The organism is Mycobacterium sp. NGS39 (assembly GCF_059812765.1).
The window spans coordinates 194,867-215,627 of the sequence record NZ_JCALDH010000004.1; the positions used below are offsets into that span (position 1 = coordinate 194,867).

The 20,761-nt window shown below is 67.1% G+C and carries 22 protein-coding genes; 9 read left to right on the forward strand and 13 right to left on the reverse strand.

Annotation, left to right across the window (positions count from 1 at the left end; translation table 11 throughout):
- Window positions 1-13: 13 nt before the first annotated feature.
- The 8 genes from AC5Y39_RS07615 to AC5Y39_RS07650 all read right to left on the reverse strand — a co-directional run bounded on the left by AC5Y39_RS07615 (window position 14) and on the right by AC5Y39_RS07650 (window position 8,932).
- Window positions 14-1,249: an NAD(P)/FAD-dependent oxidoreductase gene (locus tag AC5Y39_RS07615; RefSeq protein WP_500016778.1), complete on the reverse strand. Its 1,236-nt coding sequence runs from the start codon at window positions 1,247-1,249 to the stop codon at window positions 14-16.
- A gap of 46 nt (window positions 1,250-1,295) precedes the next feature.
- Complete coding sequence (locus AC5Y39_RS07620; RefSeq protein ID WP_500016776.1) at window positions 1,296-2,021, reverse strand: DUF72 domain-containing protein; 726 nt, start codon at window positions 2,019-2,021, stop codon at window positions 1,296-1,298.
- Window positions 2,018-2,173, reverse strand: a complete 156-nt coding sequence (locus AC5Y39_RS07625) for a hypothetical protein (protein WP_500016774.1) — start codon at window positions 2,171-2,173, stop codon at window positions 2,018-2,020. Before AC5Y39_RS07625 ends, AC5Y39_RS07620 begins: the two co-directional genes overlap by 4 nt.
- A gap of 2 nt (window positions 2,174-2,175) precedes the next feature.
- Window positions 2,176-2,556, reverse strand: coding sequence for a nitroreductase family deazaflavin-dependent oxidoreductase (locus tag AC5Y39_RS07630; RefSeq protein ID WP_500017079.1), 381 nt, complete (start codon window positions 2,554-2,556; stop codon window positions 2,176-2,178).
- A gap of 90 nt (window positions 2,557-2,646) precedes the next feature.
- A complete protein-coding gene (lon, locus tag AC5Y39_RS07635; RefSeq protein ID WP_500016772.1) occupies window positions 2,647-4,965 on the reverse strand; it encodes an endopeptidase La in 2,319 nt (772 codons plus the stop codon).
- Between the two features lie 103 nt (window positions 4,966-5,068).
- Window positions 5,069-5,950, reverse strand: a complete 882-nt coding sequence (locus tag AC5Y39_RS07640) for an HAD family hydrolase (protein WP_500016770.1) — start codon at window positions 5,948-5,950, stop codon at window positions 5,069-5,071.
- Window positions 5,950-7,491 (reverse strand): arylsulfatase, encoded by a 1,542-nt coding sequence (locus AC5Y39_RS07645; protein WP_500016768.1) that lies wholly within the window; start codon window positions 7,489-7,491, stop codon window positions 5,950-5,952. The genes AC5Y39_RS07640 and AC5Y39_RS07645 overlap by 1 nt, the downstream gene beginning before the upstream one ends.
- A gap of 199 nt (window positions 7,492-7,690) precedes the next feature.
- A complete protein-coding gene (locus AC5Y39_RS07650) occupies window positions 7,691-8,932 on the reverse strand; it encodes an alpha-hydroxy acid oxidase (RefSeq protein WP_500016766.1) in 1,242 nt (413 codons plus the stop codon).
- A 48-nt stretch (window positions 8,933-8,980) separates the two neighbouring features.
- Between AC5Y39_RS07650 and AC5Y39_RS07655 the strand changes: the two genes are divergently transcribed.
- Window positions 8,981-10,561 carry an acetolactate synthase large subunit gene (locus AC5Y39_RS07655; RefSeq protein WP_500016764.1) on the forward strand — a complete coding sequence of 527 codons (1,581 nt, stop codon included), beginning with the start codon at window positions 8,981-8,983 and terminating at the stop codon, window positions 10,559-10,561.
- A gap of 2 nt (window positions 10,562-10,563) precedes the next feature.
- Complete coding sequence (locus AC5Y39_RS07660; RefSeq protein ID WP_500016762.1) at window positions 10,564-11,001, forward strand: DUF1810 domain-containing protein; 438 nt, start codon at window positions 10,564-10,566, stop codon at window positions 10,999-11,001.
- On the opposite strand, the gene AC5Y39_RS07665 is transcribed toward AC5Y39_RS07660, so the two are convergent.
- Window positions 10,978-12,255: an alpha-amylase family protein gene (locus AC5Y39_RS07665; protein ID WP_500016760.1), complete on the reverse strand. Its 1,278-nt coding sequence runs from the start codon at window positions 12,253-12,255 to the stop codon at window positions 10,978-10,980. The two genes, AC5Y39_RS07660 and AC5Y39_RS07665, sit on opposite strands and share 24 nt — an antisense overlap.
- Window positions 12,256-12,320: 65 nt before the next feature.
- Here AC5Y39_RS07665 and AC5Y39_RS07670 point away from each other — a divergent pair, with 65 nt between their 5' ends.
- Window positions 12,321-12,944 (forward strand): PaaI family thioesterase, encoded by a 624-nt coding sequence (locus AC5Y39_RS07670; protein ID WP_500016758.1) that lies wholly within the window; start codon window positions 12,321-12,323, stop codon window positions 12,942-12,944.
- A 36-nt stretch (window positions 12,945-12,980) separates the two neighbouring features.
- On the opposite strand, the gene AC5Y39_RS07675 is transcribed toward AC5Y39_RS07670, so the two are convergent.
- On the reverse strand, window positions 12,981-13,199 hold the full coding sequence (locus tag AC5Y39_RS07675) for a (2Fe-2S)-binding protein (protein ID WP_499908365.1): 219 nt from the start codon (window positions 13,197-13,199) through the stop codon (window positions 12,981-12,983).
- Window positions 13,200-13,334: 135 nt separating this feature from the next.
- On the opposite strand from AC5Y39_RS07675, the gene bfr reads away from it, so the two are divergent.
- The gene (bfr, locus tag AC5Y39_RS07680) at window positions 13,335-13,817 is read left to right on the forward strand and encodes a bacterioferritin (protein WP_499908363.1); all 483 of its coding nucleotides are present in this window, start codon (window positions 13,335-13,337) and stop codon (window positions 13,815-13,817) included.
- Between the two features lie 282 nt (window positions 13,818-14,099).
- Here the strand turns inward: bfr and AC5Y39_RS07685 are convergent, their stop codons facing one another.
- Window positions 14,100-14,780, reverse strand: coding sequence for a TetR family transcriptional regulator (locus AC5Y39_RS07685; protein ID WP_500016756.1), 681 nt, complete (start codon window positions 14,778-14,780; stop codon window positions 14,100-14,102).
- A 70-nt stretch (window positions 14,781-14,850) separates the two neighbouring features.
- On the opposite strand from AC5Y39_RS07685, the gene AC5Y39_RS07690 reads away from it, so the two are divergent.
- The 5 genes from AC5Y39_RS07690 (at window position 14,851) to AC5Y39_RS07710 (ending at window position 19,032) form a co-directional block, all read left to right on the forward strand.
- Window positions 14,851-15,903, forward strand: a complete 1,053-nt coding sequence (locus AC5Y39_RS07690) for a ferredoxin reductase (protein WP_500016754.1) — start codon at window positions 14,851-14,853, stop codon at window positions 15,901-15,903.
- A gap of 15 nt (window positions 15,904-15,918) precedes the next feature.
- Window positions 15,919-17,028 carry a fatty acid desaturase family protein gene (locus AC5Y39_RS07695; RefSeq protein ID WP_500016752.1) on the forward strand — a complete coding sequence of 370 codons (1,110 nt, stop codon included), beginning with the start codon at window positions 15,919-15,921 and terminating at the stop codon, window positions 17,026-17,028.
- A 75-nt stretch (window positions 17,029-17,103) separates the two neighbouring features.
- Window positions 17,104-17,586: a hypothetical protein gene (locus AC5Y39_RS07700; protein WP_500048199.1), complete on the forward strand. Its 483-nt coding sequence runs from the start codon at window positions 17,104-17,106 to the stop codon at window positions 17,584-17,586.
- A gap of 58 nt (window positions 17,587-17,644) precedes the next feature.
- Window positions 17,645-18,127: a carboxymuconolactone decarboxylase family protein gene (locus AC5Y39_RS07705; protein WP_500016748.1), complete on the forward strand. Its 483-nt coding sequence runs from the start codon at window positions 17,645-17,647 to the stop codon at window positions 18,125-18,127.
- Between the two features lie 11 nt (window positions 18,128-18,138).
- Window positions 18,139-19,032 carry a crotonase/enoyl-CoA hydratase family protein gene (locus tag AC5Y39_RS07710; RefSeq protein ID WP_500016746.1) on the forward strand — a complete coding sequence of 298 codons (894 nt, stop codon included), beginning with the start codon at window positions 18,139-18,141 and terminating at the stop codon, window positions 19,030-19,032.
- 4 nt (window positions 19,033-19,036) lie between these two features.
- Here AC5Y39_RS07710 and AC5Y39_RS07715 read toward each other — a convergent pair whose 3' ends face one another.
- A complete protein-coding gene (locus AC5Y39_RS07715) occupies window positions 19,037-20,131 on the reverse strand; it encodes an Rv2629 family ribosome hibernation factor (RefSeq protein WP_500016744.1) in 1,095 nt (364 codons plus the stop codon).
- Between the two features lie 64 nt (window positions 20,132-20,195).
- A complete protein-coding gene (locus AC5Y39_RS07720) occupies window positions 20,196-20,690 on the reverse strand; it encodes a flavin reductase family protein (RefSeq protein WP_500016742.1) in 495 nt (164 codons plus the stop codon).
- Window positions 20,691-20,761 lie beyond the last annotated feature (71 nt).

A 20,761-nucleotide genomic window follows, 5' to 3' on the forward strand; every position in this document is an offset into this window, starting at 1 on the left:
AGGCAAGTCCACGTTACGACGCCGCCAAGCCGCTCAGCGGCAGCTGCGCATCAGCCAGGTGGTCAGGGGAGACTTCGGCGCGGGACCGGATCAGCGCCTTGACGTCGTCGACCACGTCCCACACGTTGACGTTCATCCCCGCTAGTACGTGGTTGCGGCCGTCGAGCCAGAACGCGATGAACTCGCGGCGCGCCACGTCGCCCCGAAACACCACACGCTCATAGCCTTCCGAGTGACCGACATACTCCATACCCAGGTCGTACTGGTCGGTGAAAAAGTATGGCAGCTCGTCGTATTGGCGGTCGCCGCCCAGCATGTTGGCCGCCCCGACCGCGGGCTGCTTGAGCGCGTTGGCCCAGTGCTCGGTGCGGATGCGGGTGCCGAAGAACGGATGCTGCGCGGCGGCGATGTCACCGACCGCGAAGATGTCCGGGTCGCTGCTGCGCAATGTGGCGTCGACGGCCACACCGCCGTCGGCGAGTTCGAGCCCGGCCTGCTGAGCCAACTCGATGTTGGGTGCTGCGCCGACTGCCACCAGCACGGCGTCGGCTTCGACCGTGGACCCGTCGCCGAGCGCCAGGCCCGTCGCCGCCCCGGATGCGGTGGTGATCTCGGCGACGCTCGACTCGAGCATCAGGGTGACGTCGTGCGCGCGGTGCAGATCGGCGAACACCTCGGCCGCTTCGGGACCCAGGGCGCCCAGCAAGGGCAGGCGCGCAGTCTCGACGACGGTTACGTCGACGCCGCGGGCGCGAGCACCGGCAGCGACTTCCAGCCCGATCCACCCCGCGCCGACGATTGCCAGCGAAGAGCCCTCGCGCAGGGCCGAATTGAGGTCCTCGGCGTCGTCGATGGTGCGCAGATAGTGAACTCCGGTGGCATCCGCGCCGGGGATCGAGGGGCGTCGCGAGCGCGACCCGGTCGCGAGCAGCAACCTGTCGTAGCCGATCGTGCTGCCGCCGGGCAGGGCCACGGTGTGCGCGGACCGGTCGATCGCGGTGACGGCGGTGCCGAGGCGCAGGTCCACGTTTGCGTCGCGGTACCAGTTCGCGTCGTGCACGGTGAAATCCTCGAGCGCCTTATCGCCGGCCAGGAAGTCCTTGGACAGCGGCGGCCGCTCGTAAGGTAGGTGCCGCTCCTCTGCTATCAATACGATCTGGCCGTCAAATCCGTTGTCGCGCAGCGCTTCCACGGCTTTGGCTCCGGCCAGGCCGCCGCCGACGATGACGAAGGTCGAGGTCTTTGTCATCTGACCGAGGTTACTCGACCCGCCTCGCCGGCCGGAGCGCCCCACCTCACACGCCCAGCATGGTCTTCAGCGTCCGCGCATTCTGCACCGCGTAGCCGTGGCCGTCATTGTTGAAGTAGACGAGCACGTCGCGGCCCTGGTCATGCCACTCACCGATGCGGTCGGCCCACCATCGCAGGTCGTCATCGGAATATGAACCGGCATAGAGAGATTGGGCGTCGGGGCCGTGCATGCGCACGTACACCACGTCCGTCGTCGCACGCAGGATGCACTTGAGTCCAGCGCCGCTCATCACGACGTATGCCGCACGGTGACGCTCCAACAACGCGTACACCGCCGGGTCGTCCCACGAGGGGTGACGCAGCTCCACAGCCACCCGGATCCAGTCGGGCAGGCAGCTCAGGAAGTGGTCGAGCCGCTGGTCGTCACGCTGCTGCTCTGGATGCAGTTGAACCAGCAGCATCTCTCGCCGATTGCCCAGTTCGCGCCAGCACCGCTCGAACCGCTCCACCCAGGGTTCGGGCGACTTCAGCCGGCGGAAGTGCGTCAGCCCGCGGTGTGCCTTCACCGACATCGTGAACCCCTCGGGTAGGCGCTCGCGCCAGCCGGCGAACGTCGAGTCCTTGGGCCACCGATAGAAGCTGGCGTTGAGTTCGACCGTCGTGAACTCTTGCACGTAGCGGGCCAGCCGCTTCGCCACGGGCATACCTTCGGGATACAGCACGCCGGCCCAATGGTCATACGACCAGCCGGACGTGCCGATGCGGATCATTTGGCCGGCAGCGCTCGCGCGTAGCCGCTGCGATGCGAAATCCAGTCCTGCAGTTGCTGTTTCGTGCGCACTCCCTCAGGACTCACCCCGACGCCGCGTTCGGCGCCGATCAGTTCGCGGACGCGGTCGGCGAGTGCCTCGTCGTACGGCACGCTCAGTCCAGATCGACACGAATGGTGAGCAGGTCGCTGCCCATGAAGCGGACGATCGCGCTGTTGAGACCCGGCAGCTGCGTCAACCGTGCCACGGGGTCGTCGTCGGGAAGCAGATGTGCAGTGCCCGTTCGCCATTGGCCGCCCACCCGCACGCGAACGCGGGGATTGGCTTTCATGTTGCGCACGTAATCGGCGTGCTCGCCGTGTTCGGAGACCATCCAGAACTGGTTGTCCACCACCTTGCCGCCGACCGCGGTGCGCCTCGGCTGTCCGCTCTTGCGGCCGATGGTTTCGATCATCGTGACCGGCAGCTGCCGCCCGATCGGGTTGACGACCAGTCGCTGCATGCGGTGGACAACACTTCGCTTGAGCGCATTGATGTCAGGCATCCGACCATCTTTGCGCGAGCGTGCAGGTTTGTACGCCTGTTAGCGGCGTGTCGGCGCGCAGACCCGCACGCTCGCCGCACATCAGGCGGCCAGAGATGCCGCTTGGCCGGTTTCCAGCGCTTGGGCGACGATCTCCGCCACGTCGGTCATCGGCTTGACCTCCAGCGCGTCGAGCACCTCGGCCGGCACGTCGTCCAGATCCGGCTCGTTGCGCGCCGGAATGAACACCGTCGACAGCCCGGCCCGTTGCGCGGCCAGCAGCTTCTGCTTGACACCGCCGATCGGCAGCACCCGGCCGTTCAGCGTGACCTCACCGGTCATGCCGACGTCAGCGCGCACCTGCCGCCCGGTGGCCATCGACACCAGCGCGGTGACCATCGTGACGCCCGCTGACGGCCCGTCTTTGGGAACCGCGCCCGCCGGCACGTGCAGGTGGATGCGCCGGTCCAGCGCCCTGGGATCGACACCCAACTGCTCTGCGTGCGCGCGGACGTAGGACAGCGCGATCTGCGCCGACTCCTTCATCACGTCACCCAGCTGCCCGGTGAGCTGCAAGCCCGGCTCGCCATCGGTGGCATTGGCCTCGATGTAGAGCACGTCACCGCCCAGGCCGGTGACCGCCAGCCCGGTCGCCACGCCGGGCACCGCGGTGCGCTCGGCCGACTCGGGCGTGAACCGCGGGCGGCCGAGGTAGGCAACCAGATCCGGTTCGTCGATCACCACCGGTGACGGATCCTCCGCGAGTTTCGTCGCCGCCTTCCGCAGGGCCTTGGCCAGCAGCCGCTCGAACTGCCGCACACCCGGCTCGCGGGTGTAGTCGGCGGCGATCTTGCGCAGCGCGGCGTCGGTGACCGTCACCTCGTCCTCGCTCAGCGCCGCCTTCTCGCGCTGCCGCGGCAGCAGGAAGTCGCGGGCGATCGCGATCTTGTCGTCCTCGGTGTAGCCGTCGATCTGCACCAGCTCCATCCGGTCCAGCAGCGCCGACGGGATGTTCTCGACGACGTTGGCGGTGGCCAGGAAGACCACGTCGGACAGGTCCAGATCCAGGTCGAGGTAGTGGTCGCGGAACGTGTGGTTCTGCGCGGGGTCCAGCACTTCGAGCAGCGCCGCCGACGGGTCGCCGCGGTAGTCGGATCCCACCTTGTCGATTTCGTCCAGCAGCACAACGGGATTCATCGACCCTGCCTCGCCGATCGCACGCACGATCCGGCCCGGCAGCGCGCCGACGTAGGTGCGCCGGTGACCGCGGATCTCGGCTTCGTCGCGCACACCGCCCAGCGCCACCCGAACGAACTTGCGCCCCAGCGCGCGGGCGACGCTCTCACCTAGCGACGTCTTGCCCACACCGGGAGGTCCGGCCAGCACCATCACGGCGCCCGAGCCGCGCCCGCCGACCACGGCCATGCCGCGAGAGGCGCGACGTGCCCGCACTGCCAGGTATTCGACGATGCGGTCCTTCACGTCGTCGAGCCCGTGATGGTCGGCATCGAGGATCGCGCGCGCAGCCGCCAGGTCCGTCGAATCTTCCGTGCGCACGTTCCACGGCAGGTCCAGCACGGTGTCCAGCCAGGTGCGGATCCAGCCGCCTTCCGGGCTCTGCTCGCTGGTGCGTTCCAGCTTGCCGACTTCACGCAGCGCGGCCTCGCGCACCTTCTCGGGCAGATCGGCTGCCTCGATGCGCGAGCGATAGTCGTCCGAGGACCCCTCGTCGTCGTCCTCACCGAGCTCCTTGCGGATCGCGGCCAATTGCTGGCGCAGCAGAAACTCCTTCTGCTGCTTTTCCATACCGGCGCGCACGTCTTCGGCGATCTTGTCGTTGACCTCCACCTCGGCGAGGTGGTCGGTGATCCAGTCGATCAGCGCGCGCAGCCGTTCCGCGACGTCCGGGGTCTCCAGCAGCTGGCGCTTCTGCACGTCGCTCAGATACGACGCGTACCCGGACATGTCGGCCAGCGCCGACGGGTCGGTCATCTGGTTGACCACGTCGACGATCTGCCATGCCTCACGGCGCTGCAGCATCGCGAGCAGCAGCTTCTTGTACTCGGCGGCCAGCGCCCTGGCTTCGTCGGTGGGCGTCGGCTCGGAAACCTCGGTGACCTCGACCCACAGGGCCGCGCCCGGCCCGGATGCGCCGGCGCCGATGTGCGCCCGACGCTCGCCGCGCAGGACGGCGGCCATACCGCCGGCGATGCGGCCCACCTGCAGAATCGACGCGATCACCCCGTACGACGGATAGCGGTCGTCGAATCGTGGGGCGATCAGCAGCTTGCCGGTTTCAGTTGCGCGGGCTGCCTCGACGGCAGCGCGGGCGGCGTCATCCAGCGCGATCGGCACGACCATCCCGGGCAACACCACCTGATCGGCGACGAACAGCACCGGCACGTTGATCGGTTCAGGCATTCATCCTCCAAAGTTAAGCCTGACGGGCTCAACCCTGGGGGCGCTCCATTTGTTCCCGGCTTAGCGGCGAGGTGCAAGGAACCCGTTCCTGGCGCACATTTCGCTAATCCGCAAAGACATCCGCCCAGTCGTTCCTCATGCTGACCAGCGTCCAACCCGAGCCGCCGGCCAGCTCCAGAGCGCGCTCCGCTCCCGCGGTGTAGGCGAATTCGCGCTCGGCGTCGTCATGGAGAACCAGCATTCGAAGCCCGTCGGTGTACTGGAGCATTTCGATGTCACCGTTCGAGTTGCCGACCGCGAAGGTCGGCCGACGTCCGGTGCGGCCCCAAATGCGTACCGGCTTGATCGGCCCGTCGTCGAGGAATTCCGGCTGCGCGGTGGTGTACAGGTTGCCTTCACGGTAGATGAGGCCGACGGAGCTGCCCACGACGCGTTCGGGCGGGATCCCGTACATATCGAAAGTGACCGGCCGCATGAAGTCTCGCCCGCCACCGGACACGATGTAGGTGGCGAATCCGTTCTCTTCGAGATACCGCAGCAGCTCCACCATGGGCCGGTAGCCGCACGCGGCGTAAGGCCGGTCCAGGATGGGATGCTTGGCCGAAGCGAAGAATTCGGCCACTTGCCGGGCGTGCTCGTCGACGCTGATCGCCTCGTTGGCCGAAAACACCGCAGCAGCAAGGGTTTTGACGTCGCTGTCGTCGCCCTGGTAGTGCTTGGTGACGGCCTCGCCGAACCAGGCCAAGTCACCTTCGGCGGCCGCGCGGAAAGGCTGCCGCTCTCGCAGCGACGGGTCCGCGACAGCCTTCTCGGCGAGGCGCCGGATCAAAAAATGCAGCTGAACATATGCCGGCTTCTCGCACCACAGCGTCCCGTCGTTGTCGAATACCGCTATGCGAGAGGGGAATTCGGTTTCAGCAACCACCTGCTCGACGAAGTCGACGATCGCTGACTTCGCGGGTCCGTCGTTCCACGACTCGAGCATCAATCTTTGGCGAGGAACTGGTGCAGCTTCTCGACGGCCTGGTCCACACTGAAGCTGGCCGGTGGATGACGAGGCGGAAACTCACGGAACGTGTCGAGGAACTTCGTCGCCATCGCGGTCATGTAGAACGCCAGATAGGCCCGCCGAATGAACCAGTCGTAATAGGTGTTCGAGGTGATGTCGGCATACTCGAACGGATCGGTGCGCAGGTTGAAAAGCTTGGGCACCCGCAACACGGTGAACGGTTCGGCCCAGATGCGCAGCGTGCCCGGGCAGCGCTGCTCCATGAACACGGCCTTCCAGTTCTCGAACCGCATCGCAATCAGGTCGCCGTCGTCGGAGAAGTAGAAGAATCCCCGGCGTGGGCTGTGTTCGACTTCACCTGTGAGGTACGGCAGCAGGTTGAAGCCGTCGATGTGCACCTTGAACTCTTTGTCGCCGACGGTGTAGCCCTTCTTCAGCTTGCCGATGACGCCCGGGTCGCCCGCAGCCGCAACCAAAGTGGGCAGCCAGTCGTGGTGCTGAATGATGTCGTTGGACACCGCGCCTGCCGCGATCTTGCCGGGCCAGCGAATCATCTCCGGCACCCGGAACGCGCCCTCCCAATTGGTGTCCTTTTCGCTGCGGAACGGCGTGGTGCCGCTGTCGGGCCAGCTGTTGCGGTGCGGGCCGTTGTCTGTCGAGTAGATGACGATCGTGTCTTCGGCGATGCCCAGCTCGTCGAGCAGGTCGAGCACCTGACCGACGTTGCGGTCATGGTCGATCATCGTGTCGTGATAAGCCGATTGCCACAGCCCGGCCTGTCCGACGCTTTCCGGCTTGGGATGGGTGAACAAATGCATGTGCGTGAAGTTGCACCACACGAAAAACGGGTTGCCGGCCTCGTGCTGCCGCCTGATGTAGTCGGCGGTGGCGCCGACGATCTCGTCGTCGATGGTTTCCATTCGCTTCTTGTTCAACGGCCCGGTGTCCTCGATGCTCTGTTTACCGACCGGTCCGAACTTCGCGTCGTCGGGTTCCTGCGACACCTCGTCGCTGGCCTTACACCTCAGCACCCCGCGGGGTAGCGCGAACTCGTACAGCCGCGGGAATTGATCCTTGTGCGGGTAGTCGACGTTCTCTGGCTCCTCTTCAGCATTGAGGTGGTACAGCTTGCCGAAGAATTCGTCGAAGCCGTGCACGGTCGGCAGGTACTTGTTCATGTCACCGAAGTGGTTCTTGCCGAACTGGCCGGTGGCATATCCGAGCGGCTTCAGGAGTTCGGCAATCGTGGGATCCTCGTCGGCCCAACCAATATCGGCTCCCGGCACGCCGACCTTGCTCATCCCGGTGCGGTACACGCTCTGCCCGCCGATGAACGCCGCCCGCCCCGCGGTGCAGCTTTGCTCGCCGTAGGAGTCGGTGAATCGCATTCCCTCGTTGGCGATGCGGTCGATGTTGGGCGTGCGGTAACCCATCAAGCCGTCGCTGTAGCAGGACAGGTTCGTGATCCCGATGTCGTCTCCCCAAATCACCAGGATGTTCGGCTTACCGTCGGGCATGACGACTCCTTCCGCGGGTGGCCGCTGTGTCCAGCCTAGGAGTCGACCGCCTCCGCCACAACGCATTCGCAAAGGTCGTCGTGCAGTGACACTCCAACGAGTGCAGCCGTGAGTTCGGCGTTGGCGGTGGACACCAGGGCGGGGGCCAGCTTCTGCGGTTCGGTTGGCAGCAGCCCGAGTGAGCGAGCCGCCGTGGCATTCAGCTTCCGACGTTGGCTCGAGGTGTCAGCCGGCGCAGCTGTGTCACGTGACGCGGCGCCAGCTCCTCCGGGCAGGTCACGCCGAGCAGCCTCATCGTCCGCTGGATTTGGCCTGCGAGGATCTCTATCGCCCGGTCGACGCCTGCCCGTCCGCCGGCCATCAGCCCGTACAGGTAGGCACGCCCGATCAGCACGCACCGCGCGCCGAGGGCCACCGCGGCGACGACGTCGGCTCCGGACAAAACCCCGGTGTCCACGAAAACTTCGACGTGCGAACCGAATTCGGCGACAACACGGGGCAACAGATGAAACGGCACCGGCGCGCGGTCGAGTTGGCGGCCGCCATGGTTGGACAACACGATCCCGTCGACCCCCAGCTCCACCACGCGCCGCGCATCCTCGACGGTCTGGACGCCTTTGACCACAAACTTGCCCGGCCATTGCGCCTTGATCCAGGCGAGGTCGTCGAACGTGATCGTCGGGTCGAACAGGGTGTCCAACAGATCGGCGACTGTGCCCGGCCACCGGTCGAAGCTGGCGAAGCTCAGCGGCTCGGTGGTCAGCAAATCGATCCACCACCGCGGATGTCGCAGCGCCTCGACAACGGTGCGGGCGGTCAGTTGCGGCGGGATCGTCAGACCGTTGCGAGTGTCGCGTAGGCGCGCACCTGCCACAGGCACATCGACGGTGACCAGCAGTGTGTCGAAGCCGGCTCGGGCCGCGCGTTCCACCAGCGCCATCGACGCACTGCGATCGCGCCACATGTACAACTGAAACCAGTTGCGGCCGTTGGGGTTAGCGGCACGGACTTCTTCGATCGACCTGGTGCCCAGGGTGGACAGCGTGAACGGGATCCCGGCCTGGCCGGCGGCGGTCGCGCCGGCGATCTCACCCTCGGTGTGCATCATCCGGGTGAACCCGGTGGGGGCGATGGCCAACGGCAGCGCAGCCGGGGCCCCGAGCACGTCCCAGCGGGTGCGCACGTGCGAGACATCTCGCAATATCTCGGGATGGAACTCGATGTCGCGAAATGCCTGGCGCGCCCGCGCCAGTGAAATCTCTTGCTCCGCAGCGCCTTCGGTGTAGTCGAACGCCGCTCTGGGCGTGCGCCGGCGCGCGAGCGTCCGCAGATCCTCGATGGTCAGTGCGGCTGCCAGCCGGCGCCTGGTGGGATTCAACACCGGCTTCTTGAAACGAATGAGCGGCGCGAACTCACGGGGCCTGGGCAACCGCCGCTTCATCTGGCCGCTCCTTATCGCCGGTCAGCCAGCAGACTAGCCTGCAGAACCATGAATGGCGCGCGGGCACTGCTCAGCACACTGGTCGACGGCGGCGTCGACGTCTGCTTCGCCAATCCCGGCACGTCGGAGATGCATTTCGTCGCCGCGCTGGACACCGTGCCGGCGATGCGTGGCGTGCTGACACTGTTCGAAGGCGTGGCGACCGGAGCGGCGGACGGATACGCACGCATCGCCGGACGGCCCGCCGCCGTGCTTCTGCATCTGGGTCCGGGTCTGGGCAACGGGCTGGCCAACTTGCACAACGCCAAACGGGCCCGGGTGCCGATGGTCGTGGTGGTCGGTGACCACGCGACGTACCACAAGCGCTTCGACGCGCCGCTGGAGTCCGACATCGACGCTGTGGCGCATAGTGTCTCGGGCTGGGTGCGCCGTTCGATGTCCGCCGCGCAGGTGGGCGCGGACGCCGCCGAAGCCATCGCCGTGGCCACCGCGGCGCCCGGCCGGATCGCGACGTTGATCCTTCCCGCCGACGTGTCGTGGACCGATGGCGCGGCGATTTCTGCGCGCAAAACCACGTCCAGTGTCGACGAGCGCGCCGAAATCACATCGCGACCCGACGAGGCGGTCGACGTTGCCGCGAAGATGCTGCGCGGCGGCGAGCCGACGGTGGTGTTCCTGGGCGGCGACGCGACCGGGGAAGAGGGCTTGATGGCGGCGTCGCGCATCGCGGCGGCAACCGGGGCACGACTGCTGTGTGAGACGTTCCCGGCCAAACTCAGCAGAGGTGCGGGATTGCCGGCCGTCGAACGGCTGGGCTATTTCGCCGAAGCCGCGGCCGCGCAGCTCGACGGCGCGGCGCGGTTGATTCTGGCCGGCGCTCGGGCACCGGTGTCGTTCTTCGCCTACCCCGGCAAACCCAGCGAGCTCACCCCGCCGGGGTGTGACGTCCACGTGCTCGCCGAGCCGGGTCAGGCCACCGCCGCGCTGTGTGCATTGGTTGACGAGGTCGCCAGCGGCACGCAGGCGACGGTGGCGCAGCTCAGCCGGCCGGCACTGCCCACCGGCGCGCTGACCGGTGTGAGCATCGCCGCGGCGGTCGGCGCGCTGCTGCCCGAGAACGCGATCGTGGTCGACGAGTCCAACACCGCGGGGGTCACCCTGCCGAGCGCGACCGCGGGCGCGCCGCGGCACGACTGGCTGACGCTGACCGGCGGCGCGATCGGGTACGGCTTGCCGGCCGCGGTGGGCGCAGCGGTCGCCGCGCCGGGGCGCCAAGTGCTGTGCTTGCAGGCCGACGGCTCGGCGATGTACACCCCGTCGGCGCTGTGGACCATGGCCCGCGAGCAACTCGACGTCACCACCGTGATCTACAACAACGGCGCCTACGACATCTTGCGGCTGGAATTGCAAAGAGTCGGCGCAAAGGCAGCCGGAGCGCCCGGGCCGCGCGCGCAGGCACTGCTCGACCTCGACCCGCCGCGACTGGATTTCGTCGCACTGGCCACCTCGATGGGAGTGCCGGCCCGGCGCGCCACCACGGCCGAAGAATTCACCGCCGCGCTCGCCGATGCGCTCATCAGCTCTGGCCCGCATCTGATCGACGCCGTGATCCCGAGCATGACGGGCTGACCATGAGCGACCCGTTCGATCTGCAGCGGTTCGTCGACGCGCAGGCCTCGGTCTACGACAGGGTGCTCGCCGAACTGCGGGCCGGCGCCAAGCGCAGCCACTGGATCTGGTTCATCTTCCCGCAGCTGGCGGGACTGGGCCGCAGTCCGACGGCGGCCAAGTTCGCGATCTCGTCGCTCGAGGAGGCGCGGGCGTACCTTGCGCACCCCATCCTGGGCCCGCGGCTGCGGGAATGCACCAGGCTCGTCAACGCCATCGAAGGTGCCTCGGTCGACGAGATCTTCGGCTGGCCGGACAATTTGAAGGTGCGATCGTCGATGACGTTGTTCACGCACGCAACCGACGACAATCGCGAATTCGTCGAGCTTCTCGACAAGTTCTACGGCGGCGAGGAAGACCCCGCCACTTTGGCGCTGTTAGGGCTGCGGCCGCAACACTAGCCAGCCGTGCGGCGCGACCACAGCCTCGTCGACGACGGCCCGCTCCGGAGCCCCGGTGCCGCCCAGCACCTCGGCGCGCCCAATTCCCATGTCGCACAAGCGAACCGACAGGGCAGTGTCGTCGATGTTCAGCGCCACAAGTAGTGCGTCGTCACCGTGGCGGCTGGTGTAGACGTAGCTGCGGTTGTCCAGCTGCAATGCCGTGGTGGTGGCGCGATACAGCCACGGGTGGCGGCGCCGCAGCCCGATCACGAACTGGTGCAGGCGCAACAGCTCCTCGGCCTCGCCGCCGAGCGGCGCAGGGGCCGAGGGGAATTCAGGCCGGATCGCGTCGTCGCCGCCGAAGCGTTCTTCCTTGATGCCGCGATAGCCGAATTCGTCGCCGGCGTAGACGCTCGGCACCCCGCCGACGGTCATCTGAATCGCCAAGGCATGTGCCAGGTGCCGCGCGTCGTCCAGCCGGCTCGCGATCCGCGTGACGTCGTGGTTGCCGATGAAGGTCAGCGGCGCGAATGCGGTGAGAAAGTCGTTGTGCCGCTGTATCGCCCAGTCGAGCTCGTGGAAGTTGCCGTCGTTGAGAGAACTCCAGATCGCCTTCCACAGCTCGTATTGCGTGACGGAATCGAAGCCGGCCGCTTCGACGCGTGCGGTGTAGTCGCCGTGGATCACCTCGGCGACGAACCAGGCCTGCGGGTGGGCTTTGCGCACCCGTGCAAGGACCGCTTCCCAGAACTCGTCCGGCATCGCGTACGCCGCGTCGAGCCGCCAACCGTCGGCACCGCGGTCCAGCCAGTGGCTCATCACCGCGGCGACGTAGTCGACGACTTCCGGATTCGAGTGGTCGAGGGTGATCAGTTCGCCGTGGCCTTCGAAAGTGTCAAAGCCGTTGCGGGTCCGGCGAAACCAATCCGGACGGCCGAAGTCGGCACTGACGTGGTTGAACACTCCGTCGAGCAGAACGCGCAGACCCCTGCGATGCGCCTCGCCGACCAGAAAGTCGAAGTCCGCGTCGTCACCGAGGCGCGGGTCGATGCGGTAGTGGTCGACGGTGTCGTATCCGTGTGTGCGCGAGGCGAAGATCGGCCCGAGCGCGACACCGGAGGCGCCGAGCTCGACGGTGTGGTCGAACCATCCAGCGATGCGCCGCAACCGGTGCTCGTCCGGGCCGGGCGCAGGGTCGGCGGGGAAGGCGCCGACGAAACCGAGCGGGTAGAGCTGCCACCAGATCGCGTGTTCCACCCAGGCCAGCGCCACGGGTGGGCAGTCTACGTCCTACTTCCTTCCGTTCGCGCCCGAGCACTGTGGCAGCATCAGCGACCATGTTGGAGTTCACGCACCACGACCTGACCGCCGACGAGATCGCGCGGCTGCGTCAGGTCTACGAGCCGCTGACGCAGTCGGTGCGTGAACTGATCGACGCCACGATCCGGACAGAGGTGGATGGAAAGACGGTCGCCGAGGTGACAGCGCAGATCGACGCCGCGACGGCCAGGTTGCGGACAAAGCAGCTGCCCGGTCCTTTCGGGGTGCGCTACACCGGCGAGGGAAACGGGATGGCGTGGGGCAATCCGGCGATCGGTGTGCGCAACCCGATCGCGCCGCCGCTGGTGCTGCACCGGGACCCCGACAGCGACACGGTATGGACGGACTTTCACCTGGGTGCGCCGTACGAAGGGCCGCCCGGACACGTCCACGGCGGGGTCTGCGCTCTGGTGCTCGACCATGTTCTCGGCGAAGCGGCAAGCAACCCGCCCCGGCCTGCGCTGACGGGCACGATCACGCTGCGCTACCTGCGAGCGACCCGGCTCGGCGCGCTGCACGCCGAGGCCACGATCGACCGGGTAAAGGGTGTCAAGACCTTCGCGGTCGGCCATCTCGCTGACGACGAGGGGGTCACGGTCCAAGCCGAAGGTGTGTTCATCGTCCCCAAGTGGGCTCGCTGAGTCCAACGGGATCCTGACGTCGAACGACCTTGGCGCTCAGACCCTTTCGAGCAACCGGACGGCTCCGCTGCGCTCGCAGGCGCCGCAATTGCCGGGCGCCGCGGAGGCGATGATCGCCCGCACCGTGCGCCGGCAGCGGCCACAGTCCGATCCTGCACCACAAGCCTTGGCGACCTCGTTGCAGGTCGACGCTCCCCGCGAGACCGCGTCGGCGACCTCGTGGCTGGTCGCTCCGGTACACAAGCAGACGTACATGGCGACTCGTCACCGCCCCCGCTTCGAACGCATTTCCCTAGCCAACAGGTTAGGCTTACCTACTGTCAAGTGACACGTCTCGCCGCCACCCCGAATGACGGCGTGGCGGTTTGGCATGGACTAGATTCATGAGCCATGCAAGGTGACCCCGAAGTCCTCAAGCTGCTCAACGAGCAATTGACCAGTGAGCTAACGGCGATCAATCAGTACTTCCTGCACTCCAAGATGCAGGAGAACTGGGGATTCACCGAGCTTGCGAAGCGCACCCGCGAAGAGTCGTTCGAGGAGATGCACCACGCCGAGTGGGTGACCGACCGCATCCTGCTGCTGGATGGCCTGCCGAACTACCAGCGGCTGTTCTCGCTGCGGGTGGGGCAGTCGCTGCGCGAGCAGTTCGAAAGCGACCTCGCGATCGAGTACGAAGTGAAGGCGCGCCTCGGCCCGGGGATCATTCTGTGCCGCGAGAAGCAGGACTCGACCACGGCGACGCTGTTCGAGCGGATCTTGGCGGACGAAGAGAAGCACATCGACTGGCTGGAAACGCAGCTGGAGCTGATGGACAAGCTCGGCGAGCAACTCTATGCCGCGCAGTGCGTATCGCGACCGCCCAGCAATTGACTTCAAGGCGGTCGGCGATGGGGGCCAGCCGCTAGCTTCTTAACGTTGGGTTGCGACCCCTTCATCGCCTAACAGCGAGCGCAGGCGCAACCAGCCCCAGCCCGCCGCTCTCTGCCGAGTCCCCGTCGCTTCGGCAAGCCAAACCTGGTCGCCGCGGATTGCCTCGGGCGCTCGCGTGGCCGTCGGTCAGCACGGGGGCAATTCGTCGTACCGATTCCGGTGCCCTCGAATGCCGGTGAGCGGTTGCGCTATTCAGCCAGCGCCGCGCTCGTCATCGCGGTGTCACTGCCCTTCACTGCTGCGCCACCCTGCCACGCCCACGACGATCATGCGCAATTGCTTGATCGCGGCACGCTTGATTTCCTCCTGGGCCGCAGCGTCCGGTGCATCCTCGATGGCCTCGGCGATCACAATCATCGAGTTCACGAACAGACTGGCAAGGATGTTGAGATCTTCGGTGCTCCAGCCGTTAAGTGCGGGGAAGCGCGCGAGGTCGGTGGCCAGTTCAGACGTGATGAGCCGGATCTCGGTGCGAATCGCATACCGCAGCACCGAAACCCCGCTGTTGCGCTCGCGACCGATGAACCGCCAGTGCTCGCGCTGAGCCGCGACACTGCCGACGACGATCTCGACCGACGACTCGATCACGCGGTTCGGGTCGAGTTTGCCGGCCCGCGCCGAGCGCAGCATGTCACGCAGCACCCGAAACGACTCGTCGATGAGCACCAGCCCGAGCGCTTCCATCGACTCGAAGTGCCGATAGAACGCGGCCGGCACGATGCCCGCCTCCCGGGTCACCTCGCGCAGACTCAGCGCGCTGAAGCTGCGATCGTCGAGGAGCTTGAGCGCGGCTGCGACGATCGCGCGCCGAGTGGCTTCTTTTCGTTCGCCGCGAGAGACCTTCTCTTGGGTGTCGGAAGTGCGCGACCGCCGCGACCGTGAGCTGGGCGTACAACTGTTCACTGATGTGAAGCCTAACACAACCAGCAATTTTCCGTTGACATCCGCCCGCCAAGGCCGCAACGGTATACATATGTTCACTCAAACATTGGCGAGGCGGGTGCTGGGTTCGGGCCTGGTCGACCTTCTCACCGGCCCCCACGGCGTGGATCGCTACACCGAGTTGGTGGCGCCCACCTGGTCGCTCGCCGACGCCCGGGCGAAGGTGGTCGCCGTCGAACACCGGACACCGCGCAGCGTCACGCTCACCCTGGCGCCCAACGCCGCATTCCCCGGATACACCGCGGGCCAGCACGTCAACCTCACCGTCGAGATCGACGGGCGCCGCCACACCCGGTGCTACTCGCCGGCCAGCGCCGAGCACACCGATCTGATCGAGATCACCGTCGGACTCCATGAGGGCGGACTGGTCTCGACGTTCCTTCATCGCCATGCGCGCCCCGGCATGGTGGTGGGGCTCGACGGCGTGGGCGGTGACTTCGTGCTGCCGCACCCGCGGCCGCGCCGGATCCTGTTCGTGGCCGGGGGCAGCGGCATCACACCGGTGATGTCGATGCTGCGCACGCTTCGGGCCGAGAAGTACGACGGGCACGTCGCGGTGGTGCACTACGCCCGCTCGGCGCAGGAGGCCTGTTACCGCGACGAGCTCGACGCCATGCCGGGCGTGCGGGTGCTGCATGGCTTCACCCGGTCCGGCGACGGCGAACTGCGCGGCCACTTCGACGCCACCCACCTGGCCGCCGCAATGCCGTCGCCGCAGGCCGTGTACGTCTGCGGGCCGCCGTCGCTGGCCGACGCCGTCCGCGACCATTGCGACAACGTCCGGGCCGAAAGCTTCGTGCCGCCGGTGTCCGACGTGCCGACGGATCGGGCGGAGGGCCGAATCCGGTTCAGCGACAGCGGGATCGACAGGCAAAGCGATGGCCGTTCGCTTCTCGATCAGGCCGAGGACGCGGGGTTGACACCCGCCAGCGGATGCCGCATGGGCATCTGCCACACCTGCACACGCCGCAAGACCCGCGGCGCCGTCCGCAACCTGATCACCGGCGCAGTCTCGACCACCGACGAGCAGGACGTGCAGATCTGCGTGTCAGTGCCCGTCGGTGACGTCGAAATTGCCTTGTAGAGAAAGGATTCAACGATGACCACACATGTCACCCTCAGTCCGGAGCAGACGGAAGCTTTCGGCCGCGAACTCGACGCGCTGCGCCAGCGCGTTGTGGCCGACCTCGGCGAGCGCGACGCGACCTACATCCGGCGCGTCATCAAGACCCAGCGGGCGCTCGAGGTCGGCGGCCGCGCGCTGCTGACCGCCGGAGTGCTGCCGCCAGCGTGGCTGGCCGGCACCACCATGCTCGCGCTGTCGAAGATCTTGGACAACATGGAGATCGGCCACAACGTGATGCACGGGCAGTACGACTGGATGGGCGATCCGGCCCTCTCGAGCCGCCGGTTCGAGTGGGACACCGCCTGCCCCGCTGACCAGTGGCGGCACTCGCACAACTACATGCACCACACGTTCACCAACATCGTGGGCATGGACCGCGACATCGGCTACGGGATCCTGCGGATGAGCGACAAGCAGCGCTGGCACCCGTACTACTTGGGCAATCCGCTGTACGCATTCCTGCTGATGGTCCTGTTCCAATATGGCGTCGCCGCACATGAATTGGAAACCGAACGCATCCGGTCCGGTGAGCTGCGCTGGACGGACAAGCGGGACGTCGCCGCTGCGATGTGGCGTAAGACGCGCCGGCAACTGCTCAAGGACTACGTCGCCTTCCCGCTGCTGGCGGGTCCGTTCGCACCCGCCGTCGCCGCGGGCAATCTGACCGCCAACCTGGCGCGCAACGTCTGGGCCTTCATGATCATCTTCTGCGGTCATTTTCCCGACGACGTGGCCGAGTTCTCGGTCGAGGAAACGGCCGAGGAGACGCGGGGACAGTGGTACTTCCGGCAGCTCCTGGGTTCGGCGAACTTGAGTGGCGGCAAGCTCTTTCACATCTTGACCGGAAACCTGTCGTTCCAGATCGAGCACCATCTGTTCCCCGACATCCCGGCGCACCGCCACGCCGAGATCTCCGTCGAGGTGCGCGAGATCTGCGAGCGCTATGGGATCCCGTACCACACCGGGCCGCTGCACCGTCAGTTCGGCACCGTCGTCCGCAAGATCGTGCGGCTGGCGCTGCCGCCCAAGCCCCCGCTCATCGCGTTCAAGCGGCGGCAGGAAGCGCCGGCGGCGGCCGCGTAGCCGGTTTCCACCCGCGGGGCGTGGGGTAGCCCGCTGGCACCGCCGCAACGGCGCGGCGGTGATAGAGGAGAAATCATGAGCAGCCCTAGCGAACACCTCGGTGAAGAACCACAAGAGGAACGCGGCGCTCCCGGCTCGCGGGACACCGGATCAGATCAGCCGTCTGGTGGTCCGACCGACCGGCCGTCGGACAGCTATCAGGGCGATGAGACAGTGCCGACCTACGGCGGCGGCGGCAAAGCGGCGCCGAAGGACGCCACCGGCGAGCTGCCACCGCAGGACGTGAAACCGGCCGTGCCGCCGTACGAAGGGCGGCAGACCAGCACCGCGACGGGCACCACCGCCGACCAGGCAGCCGACGCCAGAACGGGCGGAGCGAGCGGACCGCAGGCCGACGCCGACTACAAGGCGCCGGCGCCGGGTTCCACACCGGGCGGCGCCACCGCCTCGCCGGCCAGCGAGCAGCCGGCATCGCAGGCGCCGGAGACCGACCGCGGCCAGGACATGACGGGGCCGGCCCACGTCGCCGGCACCGGACGCGCCGAAGACAAGCACTGACCGCCGTCGAACTAGAACGTGTTACAGGACGGGGTGACACGGCGTAGCATCGCGTGCCATGAGCCGGATCGGAAATTTCGCCGACGACGACCTCGTGGGCTGGTTCGCGGCGTCACCCGAATTGGGCGGCGCACTGGCGAATTTCAGCGACGCCGTCTACCACCGCAGCCGGTTGCCGCTGCGGATCCGCGAGATCGCGCGCATGGTCATCGCGCTGGACAACGAGTGCGCGGTGTGCGAGAACACCCGCTTCGGCGACGGTCCCGCCGCCGGTGTCGACGAGGAGTTCTACGCGCACGTGCCCCAGTGGCGGACCTGGGCCGGCTACAGCGATCAGGAACGGCTGGCAGCTGAGTTCGCTGCGCGATTCGCGGGTGATCACACCGGCCTTCGTGACGACGAGGACTTCTGGGAGCGTTGCCGGCAGCACTTCTCCGACGAGATCCTCGCCGACCTGGCGTTGTCGTGTGCCCTCTGGCTGGGCATGGGCCGGGTGCTGCGAACGCTCGACATCGGCCAGGCCTGCAAGCTCACGGTGTGAGCTGAACCTGGATGAGTTACCAGACCATCCTCTACGACACCGACGGCCCGATCGCGCGGATCACGCTGAACCGGCCCGAGGCGCTGAACACCATCGTCGCGCCGATGCCCGACGAAGTCGAAGACGCCGTCGACACCGCCGTACGCGACCAGGCGGTGAAGGTGATCGTGCTGCGCGGCGCAGGCCGCGCATTCTGTGCGGGCTACGACTTCGGCGGCGGATTTCGTTATGGCGCAGACGTTTTCAGCACCGACGGGCGCTGGGATCCCGGCAAGGACATGATCCACACCACCGCAGCTGCGACGTCGCCGCACCAGAAGTTCATGAGCATCTGGCGCTCACCCAAACCGGTGATCGCCCAGGTGCACGGGTGGTGCGTCGGTGGCGGCAGCGACTACGCCCTCTGCGCTGATTTGGTGATCGCCAGTGAGGACGCACAGATCGGCACCCCGTACTCGCGGGTCTGGGGCGCATACCTGTCCGGCATGTGGATCTACCGCCTGGGGCTGACGCGCGCGAAATACCATGCACTGACCGGCCGGCCGCTGTCGGGCCGCGAAGCAGCGGACGTCGGGCTGATCAACCAGGCGGTGCCGTTCGCCGAGCTGGAAGCGGTCGTCGCAGCGCAGGCCTCAGAGCTCGCGTCGTTGCCGATGGGCCAACTCGCCGCCCAGAAGCTGATGGTCAACCAGGCCTACGACAACATGGGGCTGGCGTCCACGCAAACATTGGGCGCGATACTCGACGGCATCATGCGCAACATCCCCGAGGCGCATGCGTTCATCGAACAGGCTGCCACGCAAGGTGTTTCGGCAGCGGTGGCCGAACGCGACGGCCGGTTCGGCGACTACAGTCAAGCGCCGCCGTCATGCAAACCTGACCCCAACCACGTCATCCACCCGTAGATGGCTAGTGGTGGCTGCGGGCGTACCGCAGCACCGCCGCGACGCCGTCGGCTGGCGAGATCCGCTCGTCCGTGCGCACCAGGTTCGCGTCGATCGCCACCGCCGCCAGCGGCAGCGCCTCGTCGGCGCGCACCACCCGCGGCGCCTCGCCCAGTTCAGACAGCACGTTCTCGTTGGGCGCGACACTGGTCACCGCGTCGCCGATCACCACGGTCGCGTCGCCGAGGTCGCCGATGATCAGCGTCTCCACGGCGCCGTCGCGCAACGCCGCGCACACGCCGTCCAGGCCTTCGACGGCCAGGTCGTGCGACAGGCCGGCCTGAAACCGTTGCGCCGCATCGTCGATCACCGCGGCACGGCGCAGCAGGAATTCCGAGTCGATCGCGTGACGCACCTCGTCGTCGTCGATGCCGCTGTGCCGGGCGCCGACCTTGAGCTCGACGACCTTGTCGGCGACGCGCTCCGGCAGGTCGGCGATCAAATCCGACCGCGACTGCACTTCCCCGAGCACGAACACGACCTCGGCCTTGGTGACGTCCACCAGCGACGCGAGCCGCTCGCTGACCGCGCGGATGTTCTTGGCTTGCGCGTTCTCGGCGGCGCGCTGGGGGTCGCCGCGGCCCGGCGTTTCGGCGCTCTGCGCGTGATGCACCGGATACCCGCCGCCGTCGACCGTCTCGCTGCGGTCGTGGTCGTTTCGGTGCACGGTGATGTCGGCGCCCGCGTGGTCGACGGCCACCAAGACATAGGTGTGCTGCTCGGCGGCGTGCTCGACCAACGGCACCAGATACGGCAACGGCGATACCCGAGCGACGGTCGCGGCGGGCGGGCGGATCAGGTGCTCGTTGAGAAGCACCGTGTCACCGGTCGCCACGATGCCTCGGCCGCTGCGGCCCACCGGCGGCCGCGCCCCCAGCACCGCCGGCTCGATCACATCGGCCAACGCTGCGCCGCCCTGCTGCTCGAGCTGTTCGCGCAGTCCGCGCCATTTCAGCTCCAGCTGTGCCTCGGCGTCCTGCGTGTTGTGCGAATCGTCGAAGTAGACGGAAGCGAACGGTCCCTCCGCATTCAGCAGATTTCGGAAGCGTTCGGCGTGCATGAGCCCTCCTGTGTCAACCGGTTACCGGTAAGGAGTGCCCCCGCTCGTGTCGGGCAAACCCGCGTCACGCCTCGTGGCCAGGTTCGAGGTCACGCACGTCGGCGAACGTGACGAGGTCGCCCAGCCGTTCGGGCGCATGTCCGGCGATCGGGTCCAGCAGAAATCCGACGTGGTCGCCGACGTCGAACCGGTTCAAGATGCGTCCGGCGAACCAGCCGACCGCGTCGGTGAGAATCGGCAGCCCCTCGGGTCCCGGCTGCCACGCGCAGCGGGAGAACTTGTCCACGCGATCGCCAGTTTCGCTGCCGAAAAGCCGCGCCACGTCACGGTGTTGGTGAGGCAGCAGGTGAACCGCCAGGTGGGTCGCTCGGCTCGCCACCCGAAACGTGTAGTTCTTCTTCGACAGCCCCGCCAAAAACCGCGACGGATTGATGCTGACCTGGCTGGTGAACCCGACAAGGCAACCGGCTCGCTGGTCATCGGAACGCGTGGTGACCACGAACATGGGGTAGTCGAGGAGGCCGACGAGGGCGTCGAACGCGCAGTGGTCTGTCGTCATCGCACTTCGCAGCGTACGCAACTTTCGGCCCCAATCGGCGTGATGCGGTAACACCTCATCCGGGGTGTGCG

What these genes read in the sequence shown, in the direction of transcription:
- bfr (WP_499908363.1), top strand. Translation starts at nt 13,335, where the DNA reads ATGCAAGGTGACCCCGAAGTCCTCAAGCTGCTCAACGAGCAATTGACC.
- AC5Y39_RS07615 (WP_500016778.1), bottom strand. Translation starts at nt 1,249, where the DNA reads ATGACAAAGACCTCGACCTTCGTCATCGTCGGCGGCGGCCTGGCCGGA.
- AC5Y39_RS07650 (WP_500016766.1), bottom strand. Translation starts at nt 8,932, where the DNA reads ATGAAGCGGCGGTTGCCCAGGCCCCGTGAGTTCGCGCCGCTCATTCGT.
- AC5Y39_RS07720 (WP_500016742.1), bottom strand. Translation starts at nt 20,690, where the DNA reads ATGACGACAGACCACTGCGCGTTCGACGCCCTCGTCGGCCTCCTCGAC.
- AC5Y39_RS07690 (WP_500016754.1), top strand. Translation starts at nt 14,851, where the DNA reads ATGTTCACTCAAACATTGGCGAGGCGGGTGCTGGGTTCGGGCCTGGTC.
- AC5Y39_RS07675 (WP_499908365.1), bottom strand. Translation starts at nt 13,199, where the DNA reads ATGTACGTCTGCTTGTGTACCGGAGCGACCAGCCACGAGGTCGCCGAC.
- AC5Y39_RS07640 (WP_500016770.1), bottom strand. Translation starts at nt 5,950, where the DNA reads ATGCTCGAGTCGTGGAACGACGGACCCGCGAAGTCAGCGATCGTCGAC.
- AC5Y39_RS07700 (WP_500048199.1), top strand. Translation starts at nt 17,104, where the DNA reads ATGAGCAGCCCTAGCGAACACCTCGGTGAAGAACCACAAGAGGAACGC.
- AC5Y39_RS07695 (WP_500016752.1), top strand. Translation starts at nt 15,919, where the DNA reads ATGACCACACATGTCACCCTCAGTCCGGAGCAGACGGAAGCTTTCGGC.
- AC5Y39_RS07655 (WP_500016764.1), top strand. Translation starts at nt 8,981, where the DNA reads ATGAATGGCGCGCGGGCACTGCTCAGCACACTGGTCGACGGCGGCGTC.
- AC5Y39_RS07670 (WP_500016758.1), top strand. Translation starts at nt 12,321, where the DNA reads ATGTTGGAGTTCACGCACCACGACCTGACCGCCGACGAGATCGCGCGG.
- AC5Y39_RS07620 (WP_500016776.1), bottom strand. Translation starts at nt 2,021, where the DNA reads ATGATCCGCATCGGCACGTCCGGCTGGTCGTATGACCATTGGGCCGGC.
- AC5Y39_RS07705 (WP_500016748.1), top strand. Translation starts at nt 17,645, where the DNA reads ATGAGCCGGATCGGAAATTTCGCCGACGACGACCTCGTGGGCTGGTTC.
- AC5Y39_RS07645 (WP_500016768.1), bottom strand. Translation starts at nt 7,491, where the DNA reads ATGCCCGACGGTAAGCCGAACATCCTGGTGATTTGGGGAGACGACATC.
- AC5Y39_RS07710 (WP_500016746.1), top strand. Translation starts at nt 18,139, where the DNA reads ATGAGTTACCAGACCATCCTCTACGACACCGACGGCCCGATCGCGCGG.
- AC5Y39_RS07660 (WP_500016762.1), top strand. Translation starts at nt 10,564, where the DNA reads ATGAGCGACCCGTTCGATCTGCAGCGGTTCGTCGACGCGCAGGCCTCG.
- AC5Y39_RS07715 (WP_500016744.1), bottom strand. Translation starts at nt 20,131, where the DNA reads ATGCACGCCGAACGCTTCCGAAATCTGCTGAATGCGGAGGGACCGTTC.
- lon (WP_500016772.1), bottom strand. Translation starts at nt 4,965, where the DNA reads ATGCCTGAACCGATCAACGTGCCGGTGCTGTTCGTCGCCGATCAGGTG.